Annotated in this window: 19 protein-coding genes and 1 other RNA gene; 15 read left to right on the top strand and 5 right to left on the bottom strand. The window is 56.6% G+C overall.

All coding sequences use genetic code 11. The features are described from left to right. Positions 1–121: 121 nt before the first annotated feature. From IAI51_RS00475 to IAI51_RS00405, 15 genes are all read left to right on the top strand, one after another. Positions 122–946: a (Fe-S)-binding protein gene (locus IAI51_RS00475; protein WP_187676699.1), complete on the top strand. Its 825-nt coding sequence runs from the start codon at positions 122–124 to the stop codon at positions 944–946. Further along, complete coding sequence (locus IAI51_RS00470; RefSeq protein WP_187676698.1) at positions 943–2397, top strand: LutB/LldF family L-lactate oxidation iron-sulfur protein; 1455 nt, start codon at positions 943–945, stop codon at positions 2395–2397. Before IAI51_RS00475 ends, IAI51_RS00470 begins: the two co-directional genes overlap by 4 nt. Next, a complete protein-coding gene (locus tag IAI51_RS00465; protein WP_187676697.1) occupies positions 2397–3068 on the top strand; it encodes a lactate utilization protein C in 672 nt (223 codons plus the stop codon). Before IAI51_RS00470 ends, IAI51_RS00465 begins: the two co-directional genes overlap by 1 nt. Continuing rightward, positions 3065–5875 (top strand): FAD-binding and (Fe-S)-binding domain-containing protein, encoded by a 2811-nt coding sequence (locus tag IAI51_RS00460; protein WP_187676696.1) that lies wholly within the window; start codon positions 3065–3067, stop codon positions 5873–5875. The genes IAI51_RS00465 and IAI51_RS00460 overlap by 4 nt, the downstream gene beginning before the upstream one ends. Before the next feature lie 129 nt (positions 5876–6004). Next, positions 6005–6283: a hypothetical protein gene (locus tag IAI51_RS00455; RefSeq protein WP_187676695.1), complete on the top strand. Its 279-nt coding sequence runs from the start codon at positions 6005–6007 to the stop codon at positions 6281–6283. Between the two features lie 95 nt (positions 6284–6378). After that, positions 6379–6771: a transfer-messenger RNA gene (ssrA, locus tag IAI51_RS00450) on the top strand. A gap of 160 nt (positions 6772–6931) precedes the next feature. Next, entirely contained in the window at positions 6932–7243 is a 312-nt protein-coding gene (locus tag IAI51_RS00445; protein WP_187676694.1) for a hypothetical protein, read from the top strand. Between the two features lie 30 nt (positions 7244–7273). Next, on the top strand, positions 7274–7822 hold the full coding sequence (locus IAI51_RS28100) for a pyocin activator PrtN family protein (RefSeq protein WP_187676693.1): 549 nt from the start codon (positions 7274–7276) through the stop codon (positions 7820–7822). A 26-nt stretch (positions 7823–7848) separates the two neighbouring features. Beyond that, positions 7849–8058, top strand: coding sequence for a hypothetical protein (locus IAI51_RS00435; protein ID WP_187676692.1), 210 nt, complete (start codon positions 7849–7851; stop codon positions 8056–8058). Between the two features lie 114 nt (positions 8059–8172). Beyond that, positions 8173–8370, top strand: a complete 198-nt coding sequence (locus IAI51_RS00430) for a DUF4224 domain-containing protein (protein WP_187676691.1) — start codon at positions 8173–8175, stop codon at positions 8368–8370. Positions 8371–8402: 32 nt separating this feature from the next. Further along, complete coding sequence (locus tag IAI51_RS00425; protein ID WP_187676690.1) at positions 8403–8639, top strand: excisionase; 237 nt, start codon at positions 8403–8405, stop codon at positions 8637–8639. Then, entirely contained in the window at positions 8636–8866 is a 231-nt protein-coding gene (locus IAI51_RS00420; RefSeq protein WP_187676689.1) for a hypothetical protein, read from the top strand. Before IAI51_RS00425 ends, IAI51_RS00420 begins: the two co-directional genes overlap by 4 nt. Before the next feature lie 719 nt (positions 8867–9585). Continuing rightward, positions 9586–10302, top strand: a complete 717-nt coding sequence (locus IAI51_RS00415) for a hypothetical protein (protein ID WP_187676688.1) — start codon at positions 9586–9588, stop codon at positions 10300–10302. Positions 10303–10547: 245 nt separating this feature from the next. After that, complete coding sequence (locus IAI51_RS00410) at positions 10548–11885, top strand: S-type pyocin domain-containing protein (RefSeq protein ID WP_187676687.1); 1338 nt, start codon at positions 10548–10550, stop codon at positions 11883–11885. Beyond that, on the top strand, positions 11882–12130 hold the full coding sequence (locus IAI51_RS00405) for a bacteriocin immunity protein (RefSeq protein WP_187676686.1): 249 nt from the start codon (positions 11882–11884) through the stop codon (positions 12128–12130). The genes IAI51_RS00410 and IAI51_RS00405 overlap by 4 nt, the downstream gene beginning before the upstream one ends. A gap of 61 nt (positions 12131–12191) precedes the next feature. Here the strand turns inward: IAI51_RS00405 and IAI51_RS00400 are convergent, their stop codons facing one another. The 5 genes from IAI51_RS00400 to IAI51_RS00380 form a co-directional block, all read right to left on the bottom strand. Then, positions 12192–12734, bottom strand: coding sequence for a lysis protein (locus IAI51_RS00400; RefSeq protein ID WP_187676685.1), 543 nt, complete (start codon positions 12732–12734; stop codon positions 12192–12194). Then, entirely contained in the window at positions 12725–13279 is a 555-nt protein-coding gene (locus IAI51_RS00395) for a glycoside hydrolase family 19 protein (protein ID WP_187676684.1), read from the bottom strand. The genes IAI51_RS00400 and IAI51_RS00395 overlap by 10 nt, the downstream gene beginning before the upstream one ends. Positions 13280–13328: 49 nt before the next feature. Next, on the bottom strand, positions 13329–14378 hold the full coding sequence (locus IAI51_RS00390; protein WP_187676683.1) for a phage late control D family protein: 1050 nt from the start codon (positions 14376–14378) through the stop codon (positions 13329–13331). Positions 14379–14476: 98 nt separating this feature from the next. Next, entirely contained in the window at positions 14477–14683 is a 207-nt protein-coding gene (locus IAI51_RS00385) for a tail protein X (RefSeq protein ID WP_187676682.1), read from the bottom strand. After that, a complete protein-coding gene (locus IAI51_RS00380) occupies positions 14658–15503 on the bottom strand; it encodes a phage tail protein (protein ID WP_187676681.1) in 846 nt (281 codons plus the stop codon). Before IAI51_RS00380 ends, IAI51_RS00385 begins: the two co-directional genes overlap by 26 nt. Between the last annotated feature and the right edge of the window lie 2 nt (positions 15504–15505).

Below are 15505 nucleotides of genomic sequence, written 5' to 3'. Positions count from 1 at the left end.
CCGGTTCGTGATTCCGGCGTCAGCAATTCACAACCCGGTCTGTAAGGCTGCTGAAAGCAACGCTCTTTATATTCAGCAGCCGCAACAGACGGATAACCGGGCCCACCCGGAGACACGCCTGATGAGCGAGCTTTATTACAACGCTGTGCCGAACGCGACCCGCGTTGCACCGCCACTGCCCGAACCTCGGCAATACCCCAGCGAGAAACCGTCGCGGGTCTACCTGTTCGGCACGTGCGTGGTTGACCTGTTCTACCCCGAAGCCGGGATGGACGCGATTCACTTGCTGGAGCGCGAAGGTATCCGGGTTGAATACCCGCAAGGGCAGAGTTGTTGCGGACAACCGGCCTACACCTCGGGTTACACCGAGCAGGCGCGGACCGTGGCGCGCTCGCAACTGGCGCTGTTTGCCGGGGATTATCCGGTGGTGGTGCCGTCGGGTTCATGCGCGGGGATGTTGCGCGAGCATTACGCCGACTTGTTCAAGGACGAGCCGCAAACCTTGAAACAGGTTCAGGCCCTTGCGACACGGACCTATGAATTGGCCGAGTTCCTGCTGTTTGTCTGCAAGGTGCAGCTCAAGGACAGCGGCGAACCGGTGAAAGTGGCGCTGCACACATCGTGTTCGGCACGTCGCGAGATGAACACCCACCTGCACGGCCGCGAGTTGTTGGCGCAGTTGAGCAACGTGGAACGGGTCAACCATGACCACGAAAGCGAATGCTGTGGCTTCGGTGGGACATTCAGCGTCCGTATGCCAGACATTTCCGGCGCGATGGTGGCTGACAAGACCCGCGCGTTGAAGGAATCCGGCGCGCACAAGGTGCTGAGTGCCGACTGTGGCTGCTTGATGAACATCAACGGCTCGCTGGAGAAACAGCAGGAAGCGTTGCGTGGCCAACATCTGGCCAGTTTCCTTTGGCAGCGAACCGGAGGTGCGAAATGAGCACCTCGACGATTATTCCTACGGTTGCCGTAGAAGAAGATTTCCGCACCCGGGCGCACAACGCCTTGGGTGATGCGCAGCTACGGAATAACTTCCGTACCGCGATGGATTCACTGATGACCAAACGGGCAGCGTCTTTCAGCGATGCCCACGAAAGAGAACATTTGCGTGCTTTGGGCAACTCGATCAAAGCCCGCGCGCTCTCCAAGCTGCCCGACCTGCTCGAGCAACTGGAACAGAACCTGACCCGCAACGGTGTGACAGTGCACTGGGCGGAAACGGTGGACGAAGCCAATGGCATCGTCTTATCGATCATCCGCGCTCACGAGGCGCGGCAAGTGATCAAGGGCAAATCGATGGTCAGCGAAGAGATGGAGATGAACCATTTCCTCGAGGCTCAAGACATTGAATGTCTGGAGTCCGACATGGGGGAATACATCGTCCAGCTCGACCACGAGAAGCCTTCACACATCATTATGCCGGCGATCCACAAGAATGCCGGTCAGGTCGCGTCCTTGTTCCACGACAAACTTGGCGTGGAATACACCAAGGACGTTGACCAACTCATTCAGATCGGTCGCAGAGTCCTGCGGCAGAAATTCTTCGAAGCGGACATCGGCGTCTCTGGCGTCAACTTCGCCGTGGCCGAAACCGGCACCCTGCTGCTGGTGGAAAACGAAGGCAACGGCCGCATGACCACCACCGTGCCGCCGGTGCACATCGCTGTCACCGGTATCGAAAAAGTCGTGGAAAACCTGCGCGACGTGGTGCCGCTGCTGTCGCTGTTGACCCGTTCGGCGCTGGGTATCCCGATCACCACCTACGTCAACATGATCTCCGGACCACGCAAGGATCATGAACTCGACGGCCCGCAAGAAGTGCATCTGGTCCTGCTCGACAACGGGCGCAGCCAGGCCTTCGCCGACAGCGAATTGCGTCAGACCCTGAACTGCATACGCTGCGGCGCGTGCATGAATCATTGCCCGGTCTACACCCGAATCGGAGGCCACGCCTATGGCGAGGTTTACCCCGGGCCTATCGGCAAAATCATCACCCCGCACATGGTCGGTCTGGCGAAAGTCCCGGATCACCCGAGCGCTTCCTCCTTGTGCGGCGCCTGCGGCGAAGTGTGTCCGGTAAAAATTCCTATCCCCGCTTTGTTGCGTCGCCTACGCGAAGAGAACGTAAAAGCCCCGGACAGCCCACATCAAGTGATGCGCGGCCAGGGCAGCAAGTATTCGCGCAAGGAACGCTTCATCTGGAACGCCTGGGCCAAGCTCAACAGCTCGCCGACGCTGTATCGGCTATTCGGCTTCTTCGCCACGCGCCTGCGCGCCCTTACTCCGAGCAACGTCGGCCCGTGGACGCAGAACCACAGTGCGCCGAAACCCGCCGCCCGATCACTGCATGACATGGCCCGCGAGCACCTGGCCAAACAGGGAGACCGCTGATGAGCGCCAAGCAAAATATCCTCGGCAAGCTACGTAAAAGCCTGATCGGCGCCACGCCGATAGCCGACAACTTCGATATCGAACTGGTGACCCAGCCTTACACCTACAGCGCCGAACAACGCATTCCACAACTGCGTAAATTGATGGAGTCGGTACACACCGAGATTCACCTGAGCACTGGCGAAGAGTGGCCAGCGCTGCTCGCGCAATTGCTGCGCGACCGCCAGTTGCCGAGTCTGTTGATCGCACCGACAACGCCCCACGGGCGACGCATCACACAACACTGGGCGAACAATCCCGATCTGCCGGCACTGAAATCCTACGACCGGCCGATGGAAGAATGGAAAGCCGAGTTGTTCAACGACACGCCGGCCAGCCTCACTGGCACCCTCGGCGCCATTGCCGCCACCGGCAGCCTGATTCTCTGGCCGACCCGCGAAGAACCACGGCTGATGAGCCTGGTGCCGCCAGTGCATTTCGCCCTGCTCAAGGCCAGCGAAATCCGCGACAATTTCTATCAGGTGCAGCAGGAGTTCGAATGGGCGCAAGGCATGCCGACCAACGCCTTGCTGGTGTCGGGCCCGTCGAAAACCGCTGACATCGAGCAAGTGCTGGCCTACGGTGCCCACGGCCCGAAAGACCTGGTGGTTCTGATTCTGGAGGACCAATGACGTTACCGGCGAATTTCCTGCGCGATGTGCAACAACTGATTCCGTCGGATCGCCGCTTCGATGATCCGCTGTCGACATTGGCCTTCGGCACCGACGCCAGTTTCTATCGACTGATTCCGCAACTGGTGATCCGCGTCGAGTCTGAAGACGAAGTGGTGGCGCTGCTGCAACTGGCCCGGCGCGACCGCGTTGCGGTGACCTTCCGCGCCGCAGGCACCAGCCTGTCCGGGCAGGCAATCAACGATTCCGTTTTGATTGTGCTTGGGGATAACTGGAACGCTCGCGAGATACGCGGCGAAGGCACGCAAATCCGTCTGCAACCGGGAGTGATCGGCGCACAAGCCAATGCGTGGCTGGCTCCGTTCGGGCGCAAGATCGGCCCGGATCCGGCGTCGATCAACGCCTGCAAAATCGGCGGAATCGTCGCCAATAACGCCAGCGGCATGTGCTGCGGCACCGCGCAAAACACTTATCACACGCTGGCCGGGATTCGTCTGGTACTGGCAGACGGCACGCGCCTTGATACGGAAGATGCCGCCAGTATTGCGGCGTTTCACGCAAGCCATGCGGATCTGCTGGAACGCTTGGCGACTTTGGGCCGCGAGACCCGCGCCAATGCCGAACTGGCTGCAAGAATTCGCCACAAATACCGTCTGAAAAATACCACCGGCCTGTCGCTCAACGCCTTGGTGGATTTCGACGACCCTGTGGATATCTTGAGCCACTTGCTGGTGGGTTCCGAAGGCATCCTTGGCTTCATCAGTGCGGTGACTTACGACACGGTGATCGATCATCCGAACAAGGCTTCGGCGCTGATCGTATTCCCGGATGTGGAGACCTGCTGCAACGCCGTCACAATACTGAAAAGCCAACCGGTGTCGGCGGTGGAGTTGCTGGATCGGCGGAGTCTTCGCTCGGTGCAGGACAAACCGGGCATGCCCTCCTTCGTACAACAGCTGTCGAATAATGCCTGTGCGTTACTGATCGAATCCCGCGCGGCGTCTTCCACGTTGCTGCAGGAACAACTGGCGCAGATCATGACGTCGCTCATCGGCTTCCCGGTGGAAAAACAGGTCGACTTCACCGAAGACCCGGTCGAGAACGCCCGACTCTGGGCAATCCGCAAGGACACCTTCCCCGCCGTCGGTGCCGTGCGTAAAACCGGGACCACGGTGATCATTGAGGACGTGACCTTCCCGATCGAGCAACTGGCCATCGGTGTAAACCGCTTGATCGAGCTGTTCGACAAACATTCCTACGACGAAGCGATCCTTTTCGGGCACGCCCTGGAAGGCAATCTGCATTTCGTCTTCACCCAAGGCTTCAACAGCCCGGAAGAAGTCGCACGCTATCAAGCGTTCATGGACGACGTCGCGCAACTGGTGGCGGTGGAATTCGGAGGTTCGCTGAAGGCTGAACACGGCACCGGGCGCAACATGGCGCCGTTCGTCGAGCTGGAATGGGGCAGCGATGCCTACCAATTGATGTGGCAACTCAAACGCCTGCTCGACCCGAGCGGCATTCTTAACCCGGACGTAGTGCTGAGTGAAGATCCGCAGATCCACCTCAAGCACCTGAAGCCACTGCCGGCAGCCGACGAGATTGTGGATAAGTGCATCGAGTGCGGTTTTTGCGAACCGGTCTGCCCGTCGAAAGGCCTGACCCTCAGCCCACGCCAGCGCATCGTGATCTGGCGCGACATTCAGGCGAAAAAACGTTCAGGCGTCGATACCACTGAACTGGAAAAAGCCTACGAGTATCAAGGCATCGAGACCTGCGCGGCGACCGGGTTGTGCGCACAACGTTGTCCTGTAGGCATCAACACCGGAGACCTGGTGAAAAAGCTCCGTGGCCGACACGCGACGCATCAGAAAGCCGCTGACTGGATTGAAGGAAATTTCGCCAAGACCCTGCAAGGGGCGCGCTTCACCCTGCACGTGGCCAACGGTGCGCGGATGTTGCTGGGTGCGCCGCGTCTGGCGAAACTTTCGGCAACACTGACTCGCCTTTCCAAAGGTCAGGTACCGCTTTGGACGAATGCCATGCCGCAGCCGGAGAAAGCCATTCGCTTCAGCCCGAGCGTGTCGGATGAGCGCCCGCGTGTGGTCTATCTGGCCGCTTGTGTATCGCGGGTCATGGGCCCGGCGGCGGGTGATAAAGAGCAGATGTCGCTGTACGACAAAACCCGTGGATTGCTGGAAAAGGCTGGTTATCAAGTGGTCTTCCCGGACAATCAGGACAACCTTTGCTGCGGCCAACCCTTCGCTTCCAAAGGCTATGCCGAACAAGCCGAACACAAGCGTCAGGAGTTGATCAGCGCACTGCTGCACGCGAGTCGCGGCGGGCTTGATCCGATCTATTGCGACACCAGCCCGTGCACGTTGCGACTGGTGCAGGATGTGGGAGATGTTCGCCTGGACCTGTACGACCCGGTGCGTTTCATCCGTACGCATCTTCTTGATCGATTGGACTTCACCCCACAGGAAGCGCCGATTGCCGTGCACATCACCTGCAGCACTCAGCACCTTGGCGAAAGCCAGGCGCTGATTGATCTGGCGCGCAAGTGCAGTAAAAACGTGGTGATTCCGGAGGGCATTCACTGCTGTGGTTTTGCAGGCGACAAGGGCTTTACCACTCCAGAGCTGAACAGCCACTCGCTGCGCACGCTCAAGAACGCGGTGCAACATTGCAGCGAAGGGATCTCCACCAGCCGGACGTGCGAAATCGGCCTGACACAGCATGGCGGAATTGACTACCACGGGCTGGTCTATCTGGTTGATCGGGTAACTCGAGCGAAAGCCTGCTGAATAAAAATAGAACCCTTGAGTACGAGCGTAGTCCACAGCTTAAGCCCCGAAAAACGGGGTTCTACCCCAACTCGGTTGTCCGTCTTTACGGCGAGCGAAGTCTGGACCACTCGATTCAAGGAGATACACATGAAACGTTCTGTACTGTTAGGTCTGTGCATTACTGCCTCGATGATGGCTTCCACTTCGTTCGCCGCAGACAAGCCTGACGACCTATGCGAGGTCAATATCCAGACCATCAATAATATGAAGGGTCAGCTGTCAACGAAGCCAGAGCTGAGCCAAAAGGCTGAAGCCACTGTGACCAGGGCAAACGACCTCAAGGCTAAAGGCCAAATCGACAACTGCGTTGCGGAAACTTCGCAACTGATTTCGGATCTTCAAAAAGCAGATGGCACCAAAAACTGATCGAAGCAAGGCCAACCTTCGGGTTGGCCTTGCTCGCCGATTGGCGTACACTGCGCAGGCTTGTTGCTCACCAAGATGTACTGAGCAATGAGTTCGGGGCCGTTTAGGATTCGACGCCGGTTGCGAAACTTTAGGTGCATGCCGAGTTGGTAACAGAACTCGTAAATCCACTGTTGCAACTTCTTATAGTTGCCAATGACGAAACCTACGGGGAATACGCTCTCGCTGCGTAAGCAGCCTTAGCCTTCCCTTCTGGTACCTTCGGGTCCAGCAATCATCAGGGGATGTCTGTAAACCCAAAATGATTGTCATATAGAACAGAATCGCCGTGCAGTACGTTGTGGACGAAGCGGCTAAAACTTACACAACTCGCCCAAAGCACCCTGCCCGTCGGGTCGCTGAGGGTTAACTTAATAGACACGGCTACGCATGTAGTACCGACAGCGGAGTACTGGCGGACGGGGGTTCAAATCCCCCCGGCTCCACCAAATAAGCGTTACAAATCAGGCACTTAGCGTTTATCGCAAGTGCCTTTTTTGTGCCTGAATGGGTGGTTTTGGCTCGGTTATGCCAGCTTAATGACAGCATGCAAAGTGAGAGTTCCACGAATCCACGCTAAGCTCAGGAGAAAATCTTGGGGCTGCAAAGATGGGCAACGACGTTGAAGACGCCGAGAGCTATTACTCGCTTGCAAAAGAGGACGAGACCTACGTGGCTAGGCTGAAAGGGCCGAGGCCTACGAGCAAAGTCAACGATTGCATATTGGGTGCTTCCGCGGGCGGCTTTTCGGCAATGGCAGCATTGGCGCTGGCGGGTGTCAACGGTGAACGCTTCGAATACATCACGCTCATCGTCGCGGGGATAGCGGGCGTATTAACGTTTTTTGCACGTCAATCCCAACGCAAGGCATGGCAAGCAGCTAGGCAGAAGCGAATGGAAAAAACCGCTCCGCAGGGATGACCGCCCCCCTCTGTGCACAGGGTATGAAGGATGAACACTCTGTTTTTATTGATGGCTCAGTATGACGCTCAGGTCATTATTCCGTTGGAACGGGTTTGCGCGGATTACTTCAGCCACCTAACCCCAAGCAAGCTAAAGAAAAAGGTAAGAGAGGGCACGATTGATCTCGTGATGGTCAAAATCGACTCTTCTCTTCAATCAGCTTGCGGGGTTCACATCGCAGACCTTGCCTCATATCTGGATGCTCAACACAAAAAATGTACTGCGGAACATGAATGCTTGATGGGGCGTTCAGAAAAAATCGTTCGCCTTGAACCTGCTACCCCAGGGCTACGATTTGAAAGCCCGGAAAGGCCAGCAGAGCAGCCGGATACGTCTGCTATGTTTATTCGATTGACCGAAGTTAAGCGGATTACAGGATTGAGCAGCTCGACAATTTATAAGATGGTAAATGAAGGCAAATTCCCTCGACAAGTCAGCCTAGGTGGTCGAGCGGTGGCATGGATTAGGTCAGAGGTTCTGACTTGGGGAAAGACCAGGCCCCGAACGTCACAGGCGAGTTCTCCACGCTTGAAATAATCTGTTTCTTCTACCGGAAAGAAATGATGCCGAACTCAGACCTGCTCCCCTCGCTGCTCTTCAAGATCAACGAAAACCAGCTCGCCCTCGAAGCAGCCATCATGGAGTTGACGAATTGGGTCGAACAGCGAGGCTCGGCCGAGGTCGCTGAAAACGTGCGTGGCGCACTATGGGCGATCGACAGAAATGAAGAATTTATCAAAATGACCTTGGCTTTGATGATGACGCCGGACTGAATACTCGTGGCCAATCTGCAATGCGTTCGTCCCATGTTCGCCGGTACGGTGAGGGATAACTCTTTGAGCATAAGCTGGTGCGGTATGAATGGATAATCGGACGAGCGAACCATTATGTTCCTAACGAAAGACGAAATGGCCACACTTACCGGGTATGAGCGGCCTGCTGCTCAATCGCGCTGGCTGCGCGAAAATTCCTTTCCATTTATTCTCGGCGGGGACGGACATCCGAAGGTGTTGCACCAAGTCGTTATCAGCCGTCTCGGCGGGCATTACGAGCCGAAAAAAAGCCCCGAGCTCCGATTGAAATAAGTTTGATAAAAAACTCATCATCCGGTGCCATCATGACCAAACTGACTCTCACTGAATGGGCTAAAGATCACTTCAGAACGCCACCCAGCTCCAATACACTGAGAAAATGGGCGCGCGAAGGCCGGATCACTCCTCTCCCGATCAAGCATGGACGCAATTACTATGTAGAGCCCAATGCTCACTACCGTGAACCGGCGCGGCTTGATAGGACGACTGGAAGCAGTCTGGTTGAGAGAATAGAGGCGGCTCGAAGAGGGCACGGAGTATGAAAATTCTTTCTCAGGTCACAGTGAGACTTCCTAGACTTATGGAAGTCGGTGAGTATCGCAAGCTGCGCTATGCAGGTAATAAACCAAGTCTCCAGCAGCTGAAAAAATGGATTGAGGAAGGCGAGATAGTCGGAGAAATCACGGGCGGAATGTACTTCGTGGATATACAGGAAGCGGTACTGGGATCAAATGATCCATTACTTGCGCAGATGCTTAAACTCGATTGATCTGAGCATTAACCATGCATCCCCGCGTGGCTATATTGAGCATGCTTCACGGCATCCACTCGGCGGATAGCCTTTTACGTTCAGTATCGCGTGCTACGATTTAAAGCTGGTGCGGCCTCTACCCACCATGCCGAAACTGGTGCTCGCTGCAGAGCTCGATGGAGGTCGCACCCTCTCCCAAAGGCATAGACTCATGGATAAGCTCATCCTCCAGCCCCGCATAATCAGAGCAAAGCAGGCGCCAGGTTATCTGGGTATGTGCCGAGACGTATTCAACAAGGTCGTCCGGCCATATGTGCGCGAGTTCCCGGTCGGCGCACAAGGCGTAGGCTTTGACCGGGTTGAGCTAGACAAATGGGCAGATGCTTACATCGAGGGAAACTCGATAGAAAAACCTCAAAGGGTAGAGGCGCCATCTGTTCTGAGCGACACACTGCAATCAGAGCGAAAAAAGCGCGGCCCCGCGATGTTGGGCCAAAGATCCGGCCTATCATCCCATAAGCCTTCGACTTCAGAGGAATTTTATAAATTGGTGGACGAAATCTTGGGACGGTCTGGGGTCAAGAAGGATCGTCGCCGGAACAGGCAGTCGCCCCCACCGGTTGACCAGTAGGCGGCATAAAATTCTCCTGTCTTTTGACTGGATTTTCCCCTAGCGAAACAGGGGCGGAGTGAGCTAGTTTTAGAGCTAGAGATACTCAATCCACTTCGGAAATTTTATGGAAAATGGAAACCCGGCCTCGCGTCTCTTGGATGTTTTGATCGAGGCTCAAGGCATCAGTAGGACGATCACTACCCGCCAAGCTTGGACCAAAATTCTGGACGCAGGGAAAAGTACGGCCCTGATGCATGAGCGTCTTTCAAAGGTAATGAATTTGTCCGAAGAGACATTTCAACTGGTTAATGAACTGTTTCCTAGACAGGCGAGGGCATCGCAAACATGGAAGACAGCACTTGACACTGGCTTTCTCAATCAGGAAATGAACGGGCCATTTGAGTCATTTATTGCACACGTCAGTTCCACGGCAATTGACCACTTAACATCTGCGGCAGAGCTCCTAGAATTCAAGAGCCCGAGTAAGTTAACCAGTCTACAGATTCAAGAATTCATCAAATCCCTGAATGAGCTGGTAGAAGAAGTCTTATCTGGAGATCTGGAAATCAAAGTAAGGGAGTATCTTGCTAGATCCCTTAGAAAAATCGTCACCGCGCTGGAAGAATACCGGCTGGGTGGCGAAATCCCGATTATATCATCTATCGATGCATTGCTTGGCCATAGTGCCTTTGACAGCGACTATAGATCAGCTATCAGCGAAACTACTGTCGGCTCAAAAATATTGAATGTTTTAGGTGGTATCGCTGACGCAGTTACGGTGGCCACTCCGGTAGTACCGTTGCTTCTGACCGAGTCGTTTAAAAAAATGATAGGGGTTTAGTGTTTCATTAGAGACCCAATATACGCTTGGCACGCCTGCATCGCGATCAGGCCACGGTCGCTAATGGCGGTGATGGCGTTCGTTGAGCATACGTAAGGGTCAAGTCAGGTTTGCACCTAGCCTCAGTCGGCACATTGCTGGCGCAATACCAAAGTGCCTGCATTCAAACTCGCCAACCATAGCGGTAACATCACGCTCCGATTTGCTTCGGGACGAAAAACCTCAAGGACGAACAAGGATGTTGCATGAGTGGTTATGTTCCAAACCCGCAGAAGGGCTATCGCAACCAAGGCGTAGAGCCTGTTGATATCCATGCCCAGCGTTGGGCTGAGTACAAAGACCTCCCATTAAAGGAAGACGCCAAGCCCACCCCCGTAGGCTGTGCGTTCGCGAAAAGCTGTGATCTCCCTGACGGTGTGATCGATCACAAAAAGCCATCCGGCTTTATTCCTGTCGAGAAAATTGCCAATTTCGGCGAGTTCGCGATTCTCGGCGGCCGTGAAACTGATGCACAAGGGAACATCCCCCTCAAGAAAGTCAGCGGAGCGCTACCCGCAACCTTGGGAACACTTCTGCTGGGCGGGGCTGCCGCTTCGGTTGCGGGTGTGTCTTGTGGTGGATTATGCAGTGCTGCTGTTGCGACGGGGAGCACCGCAACCGGTGCAGGTGCTGCTGGCGGTACCAGCGTGGCCACTGCCGGTGTAGCGGCTGGTGCTTTGGTAGGTGTAGTTGCGCTACTTTGGCCTTCGAGCTTGGGTGATAGCGCCCTATACACCGAAGGACAGCTCCAATCACTCAAAGAAGGCCGTACTCGAGTTCGAATACATGTCGAACAGCAGGCTGATGGCACCCTGAAGGGGTATGGCTACAACACACAAAAGCGCACCGACTGGGAGATGATTCCAGTGGTACAGTTCGTTGAGCAAGGCTCTCAGCAAGTGGCGGACTTTGGGGACGGCGTAACACTGATCTGGACTCCAGCAGTTGATCCATCCAGCACCTCGGGGATTCCCCCTTTGGAGGCCGCTCCCCAAGCGCCTCAGATATGGATTTATCCACCCACCGAACAGGCTGATACCATCATCGTCAGCCCAATCTACCCGGACACTTACAAAGACTTCATCTTAATATTCCCAGCGGGATCAGGTGTACAACCGCTGTACATTGTCATCAATGCTCGCTACTCCCCTGGCGCAGTGACTGGACAAGGGCAAGATGTGTCCGGTATCTGGCTTGCTGGAGCTGGCGCGGGCCTTGGCGCACCGATTCCGTCAAGAATTGCTGATCAGTTACGGGGGCAAAAATTTAAGAGCTTTGACGATTTCCGGGCAGCGCTATGGACTGCCGTGAGCAATGATCCCGAATTGCTCAGCCAGTTCAAGCCCACCAACCAAGAGTGGTTAGCAAAAGGCAATTCTCCATTCGCGCCGAAAGCAGAACGAAACGGAAAGAACGGTCGCTACGAGATCCATCACATAGAACACATTCAACATGGTGGGGCTGTCTACGACGTTGATAATCTCTGTGTAGCAACGCCTAAACGCCACGCTGAAATTCACAAGGAAGACCGGCAAAAATCATGAAAAACACATTCAATGAATATACCGAAGGTGAGTTCGTAGCCCTCCTGCAGCGCATCATCAGCCACGACGGAACAGAACCGGAAGTGGATGAATTAGTGTTCCACTTTGAGGAAGTGAGCGAGCACCCGGGGGGCTCTGATCTGATATTTTACCCGGAAGACGGAGCTGATGATTCAGCGGAAGGCATCACCGAAACTGTAAAACAGTGGCGTGCTGCGCAAGGTATGCCTGGCTTCAAAGCGTAGTTGCTGAGCAAGGTGTCGACTGCCGGAGTTGTGTTTGCGCATCCACTCCGGCCGCTCCTATCTAATTCGGTGCTGACACTTCTTTTGCGTAGGCCTGACAGGCTTGCAGCGCGATCAATCCTCGATCACCGGCGTCGGTGACGCCGATAATTCGTTGAGCATGCGCTGGGTCAAGTTCGGCTCTCGTGGGGCCATGAACCACGCCGCCGGTGGCGGTGGCGGCTGACAATGATCCGTTGCCGGCGCCGATGGTGGCGTCGAGTAGGACTGACAGGCGCAGATCAGCAGTGGCAAGACGGTCGCGCAGGCGACCTTGATCACGTTGGGCATCACTCAAGGCTCGATAATGGGTTTGTTCACTGGTTGCCAGGCGCTGCTCGAGCGCGAGGCGTTTGTCCTGTTCGGTACGCAGCTGCGCAACCGTGGCCAGCGCCAACTGGTTAAAGGTTTCGGTGTGGAGTCGGGCCTGCTCTGCGAGCTGTTTACCGTAGCGCCAATCCTGGACTTGCCAAGTAATGGCCGCGGACCCACCGACCAAGGCGACCAGCAGCACTCCTTTTGCCAGCAGCCGATACGGCGCCGGGATCAGTTCGCCTAGACGCATAACACCGCCCTCGCCCGCCCCCACAACTCCAGCCGATCCTGCAGGCCATTGAGGCCGCCGTTGATCCTGCGGGTGATCGCGTTGAATTCGTTTTGATCTGCCAGCGCGTTCAGCCCATTCACTGACCAGAACCATGCGGCCGACTCGGCGGCCCACTGCGGCAGCTCCAGCAGTTCAGGCGTGCGCAGCAATCGCTCGTCACCGAACAGCGCCAAGCTACAGCGCAGGTAGTTGTCGTGGCCAGTGACCTGGATCAGGCCGCGACCGCGATAGCGCTGGCCATCACCATCCGCTGCCGGCGTGTTGCCCAGTTTTGCAGCCAGGTTGCCGGTGTCGTATTTGCTCAGGTACTGCTCGCCGCCCAGCTCCCGGACGTACTGCAGCTGACCCGACTCGTGACCGACTTGCGCCAGAAACGCGGCTTGCCGTTTCGGCGTGTTGATCTGTCGATGGGCCATGGCTGCGTTGAGGGCGGATACAAAAACGCCCGCTTGGCGGCGGGCGTTGGGCATGATGCTTTGCAGCTGTTGTTCAGTGATGGACATACAAACTCCAGACATAAAAAAACCGCACTCAGGCGGCGATAGGATGCGGTTACTGCTTCTCGATGTTCACCACCTTGAGCGGTGGCTTAGCCTCTTTCTTTTTCTTGCCCTTGGATTTACCGGCTTTGCCGGCGTTGCATTCGACCGTGGTCGACCAGCCGGACTGAGTGAACACCTGCTCGACCGAGTCCGCCAGATACTCGCCATCAAGCCCGGCCTTGAAGCCCTGGGCGAGAATCGGCCGCTCAGCGAAGATGTCAGTCCGTCCTTCCATCTCAAACCGCACGTCGGCGGTCGAGCGGTTGAACGCTGACAGTCGCGCCTTGGCGGCCGCTTCGGCGGCGGTCTTGTTTGGGTAGATATGGCGATCGGTATGCACCGCCGGCAGACCGTCCGGGGAGTCATCGTTGTCGATGGTGACCACCTCCAGCTTGCCGTCCTTTTTGTTCTGGTGCTTGGTCGAAACCGCCTTGTGTGAGTTGCGATCGCCTAGACTGAATTGCCAACGGCTGAGGTCGCGTCGAGTCAGGGTAATAGCGCCGAATGTCTTGCCGCTGGCTGTCTGGCCACCCTGGCGCGGCATCACCAACAACTTGCCGTCGGCCACCTTGGCCGTGCAGTCGTATTGCTTGGCCAGGCGGGTAATGAAATTAAAGTCGGACTCGTTGAGCTGGTCGACCCGGGCGACCTTGGTCGACACCGGACACACCGGCGTCCAACCATTGCGCGCAGCGACGTCAGCCACGATCTTCGACAGCGGCACGTCTTCCCAGCTTCCGCTACGGATGGTCTTGCCACTGCCACGCATGTCGCTGGCCTTGCCCTTGATCACGATGGTGTCGGGCGGGCCTGAAACCTCGACGGTGTCCACGGTGTAGCTGCCCATGCGCGCCAAGCTCGTTTCGGCATATCCCAGGTAGATCTCAATTGAGCTGCCACGCCGTGGCAATTGCACTTGCCCGTCACGGTCGTCGATACGCAACTCAAACTCGTCGGACTCCATGCCCGGCTTGTCAGAAGTGCGCAGCAACAACAGCCGATCATTGATCTTGGCCGTGACATCGGCGCCATCGGCGACAATACGAAACATCGGGGTCATGGATTTTTCCCAATAAAAAACCCGCACAAGGCGGGCCAAAAAAACAAGGCGTCGTTACGCGTAACGCGACACGGCGCCGGCGAAGGCATCGCCCCGGGTCAATCCCACAGGCTGACGCCCTCACTGGTCGGGCTGGGCAGATCCGGCAGGACGATGATCACGCCCGACCGGAACGGCTGAGGCTCATCAGCCAGCCCCTGATTCGCATCAAGCACAGCCTCGACGCTGCCATTCAGATGGCCGTAAACGTTGTTGCAAATGACATCGAGCATGTCGCCGTCAGACGTCCTGCATGTCTTCGCCATAGCGCTCAAACTCCAGAGTGAACCCCATTTTGCGGGGAATCCCGCCGTGCAAAAACGCGCCCTGTTCATCGTTGATCGTCTTCAGGCACCACGTTCCGATCACCTCGCCATACCCCGTGGTCAAGGTCAGAGGTTGAAGCCTGGCCCCGATGGAACGCAGTGTGTCGAGCTGCTTTAAACCGCCTTTGAAGCCCGGGTAGATCGTGCCTTTGAGCGTCAACTTTTCATCGCCCATACCGATGGCTTGCTTCGCCGGCCGGCGCGTCAAGCGCTCCTGCGAAGCCCAGCGGAATTCGGTCGAACGGCTCAGCTCGTCGAAAGCGGCCGTGTCCAGGTTGAAGTAATACGGCTCAATCTTCGGATCGCGCGGCTGAATGATCATCAGGTGCGGGAACGGCTTCACCGCCTCCGGCGCCGGCGTGGCATCCACGGCAAAGGAACTGGTGGGCACGATGTTGGCCAACGCCGGGCTGACTTTGCCGGCGACGTTGTTGATCGCCGTGGCCGCCTTGCCCGCCTGTTCCTTCAACGTCCCTAGCCGCTCCTGCACCTCGGCGGCCGCCCGAGTGGCGCGACCGTACACCGCCACCACCTGACCGACCTTGGCTTGAGCCGCATCGACGCCGCGCATTACCCGCTGAAGTTTGGCGCCGATGGCCGGCCCGACAAACGGGATGTTCTCCAGCTCGGACGCGGCACCGGTCAGCTCGCGGATAGCACCGTTGACCGGGCTCAGCATGCCATCCGCGCTACGTCGCCCGGTTTCCGCCGCCTCCACCAGATACTTCAGAGTTGATTGCATCTGCTCCATGTAAGCCATGA

The sequence above is a fragment of the Pseudomonas sp. N40(2020) genome, from assembly GCF_014472415.1.
GTDB lineage: Bacteria > Pseudomonadota > Gammaproteobacteria > Pseudomonadales > Pseudomonadaceae > Aquipseudomonas.
The sequence above is the reverse complement of the archived record's forward strand: the minus strand, read 5'-3'. Positions and strand labels throughout refer to the sequence as shown.

Excerpts from the sequence above, each read along its gene's own strand:
- IAI51_RS00395 (WP_187676684.1), bottom strand. The coding sequence starts at position 13,279 with ATGTCCATCACTGAACAACAGCTGCAAAGCATCATGCCCAACGCCCGC.
- IAI51_RS00405 (WP_187676686.1), top strand. The coding sequence starts at position 11,882 with ATGAAAAACACATTCAATGAATATACCGAAGGTGAGTTCGTAGCCCTC.
- IAI51_RS00475 (WP_187676699.1), top strand. The coding sequence starts at position 122 with ATGAGCGAGCTTTATTACAACGCTGTGCCGAACGCGACCCGCGTTGCA.
- IAI51_RS00390 (WP_187676683.1), bottom strand. The coding sequence starts at position 14,378 with ATGACCCCGATGTTTCGTATTGTCGCCGATGGCGCCGATGTCACGGCC.
- IAI51_RS28100 (WP_187676693.1), top strand. The coding sequence starts at position 7,274 with ATGAACACTCTGTTTTTATTGATGGCTCAGTATGACGCTCAGGTCATT.
- IAI51_RS00465 (WP_187676697.1), top strand. The coding sequence starts at position 2,397 with ATGAGCGCCAAGCAAAATATCCTCGGCAAGCTACGTAAAAGCCTGATC.
- IAI51_RS00385 (WP_187676682.1), bottom strand. The coding sequence starts at position 14,683 with ATGGCGAAGACATGCAGGACGTCTGACGGCGACATGCTCGATGTCATT.
- IAI51_RS00400 (WP_187676685.1), bottom strand. The coding sequence starts at position 12,734 with ATGCGTCTAGGCGAACTGATCCCGGCGCCGTATCGGCTGCTGGCAAAA.
- IAI51_RS00420 (WP_187676689.1), top strand. The coding sequence starts at position 8,636 with ATGAAAATTCTTTCTCAGGTCACAGTGAGACTTCCTAGACTTATGGAA.
- IAI51_RS00470 (WP_187676698.1), top strand. The coding sequence starts at position 943 with ATGAGCACCTCGACGATTATTCCTACGGTTGCCGTAGAAGAAGATTTC.
- IAI51_RS00410 (WP_187676687.1), top strand. The coding sequence starts at position 10,548 with ATGAGTGGTTATGTTCCAAACCCGCAGAAGGGCTATCGCAACCAAGGC.
- IAI51_RS00425 (WP_187676690.1), top strand. The coding sequence starts at position 8,403 with ATGACCAAACTGACTCTCACTGAATGGGCTAAAGATCACTTCAGAACG.
- IAI51_RS00445 (WP_187676694.1), top strand. The coding sequence starts at position 6,932 with ATGGGCAACGACGTTGAAGACGCCGAGAGCTATTACTCGCTTGCAAAA.
- IAI51_RS00430 (WP_187676691.1), top strand. The coding sequence starts at position 8,173 with ATGTTCCTAACGAAAGACGAAATGGCCACACTTACCGGGTATGAGCGG.
- IAI51_RS00415 (WP_187676688.1), top strand. The coding sequence starts at position 9,586 with ATGGAAAATGGAAACCCGGCCTCGCGTCTCTTGGATGTTTTGATCGAG.
- IAI51_RS00455 (WP_187676695.1), top strand. The coding sequence starts at position 6,005 with ATGAAACGTTCTGTACTGTTAGGTCTGTGCATTACTGCCTCGATGATG.
- IAI51_RS00460 (WP_187676696.1), top strand. The coding sequence starts at position 3,065 with ATGACGTTACCGGCGAATTTCCTGCGCGATGTGCAACAACTGATTCCG.
- IAI51_RS00435 (WP_187676692.1), top strand. The coding sequence starts at position 7,849 with ATGCCGAACTCAGACCTGCTCCCCTCGCTGCTCTTCAAGATCAACGAA.
- IAI51_RS00380 (WP_187676681.1), bottom strand. The coding sequence starts at position 15,503 with ATGGCTTACATGGAGCAGATGCAATCAACTCTGAAGTATCTGGTGGAG.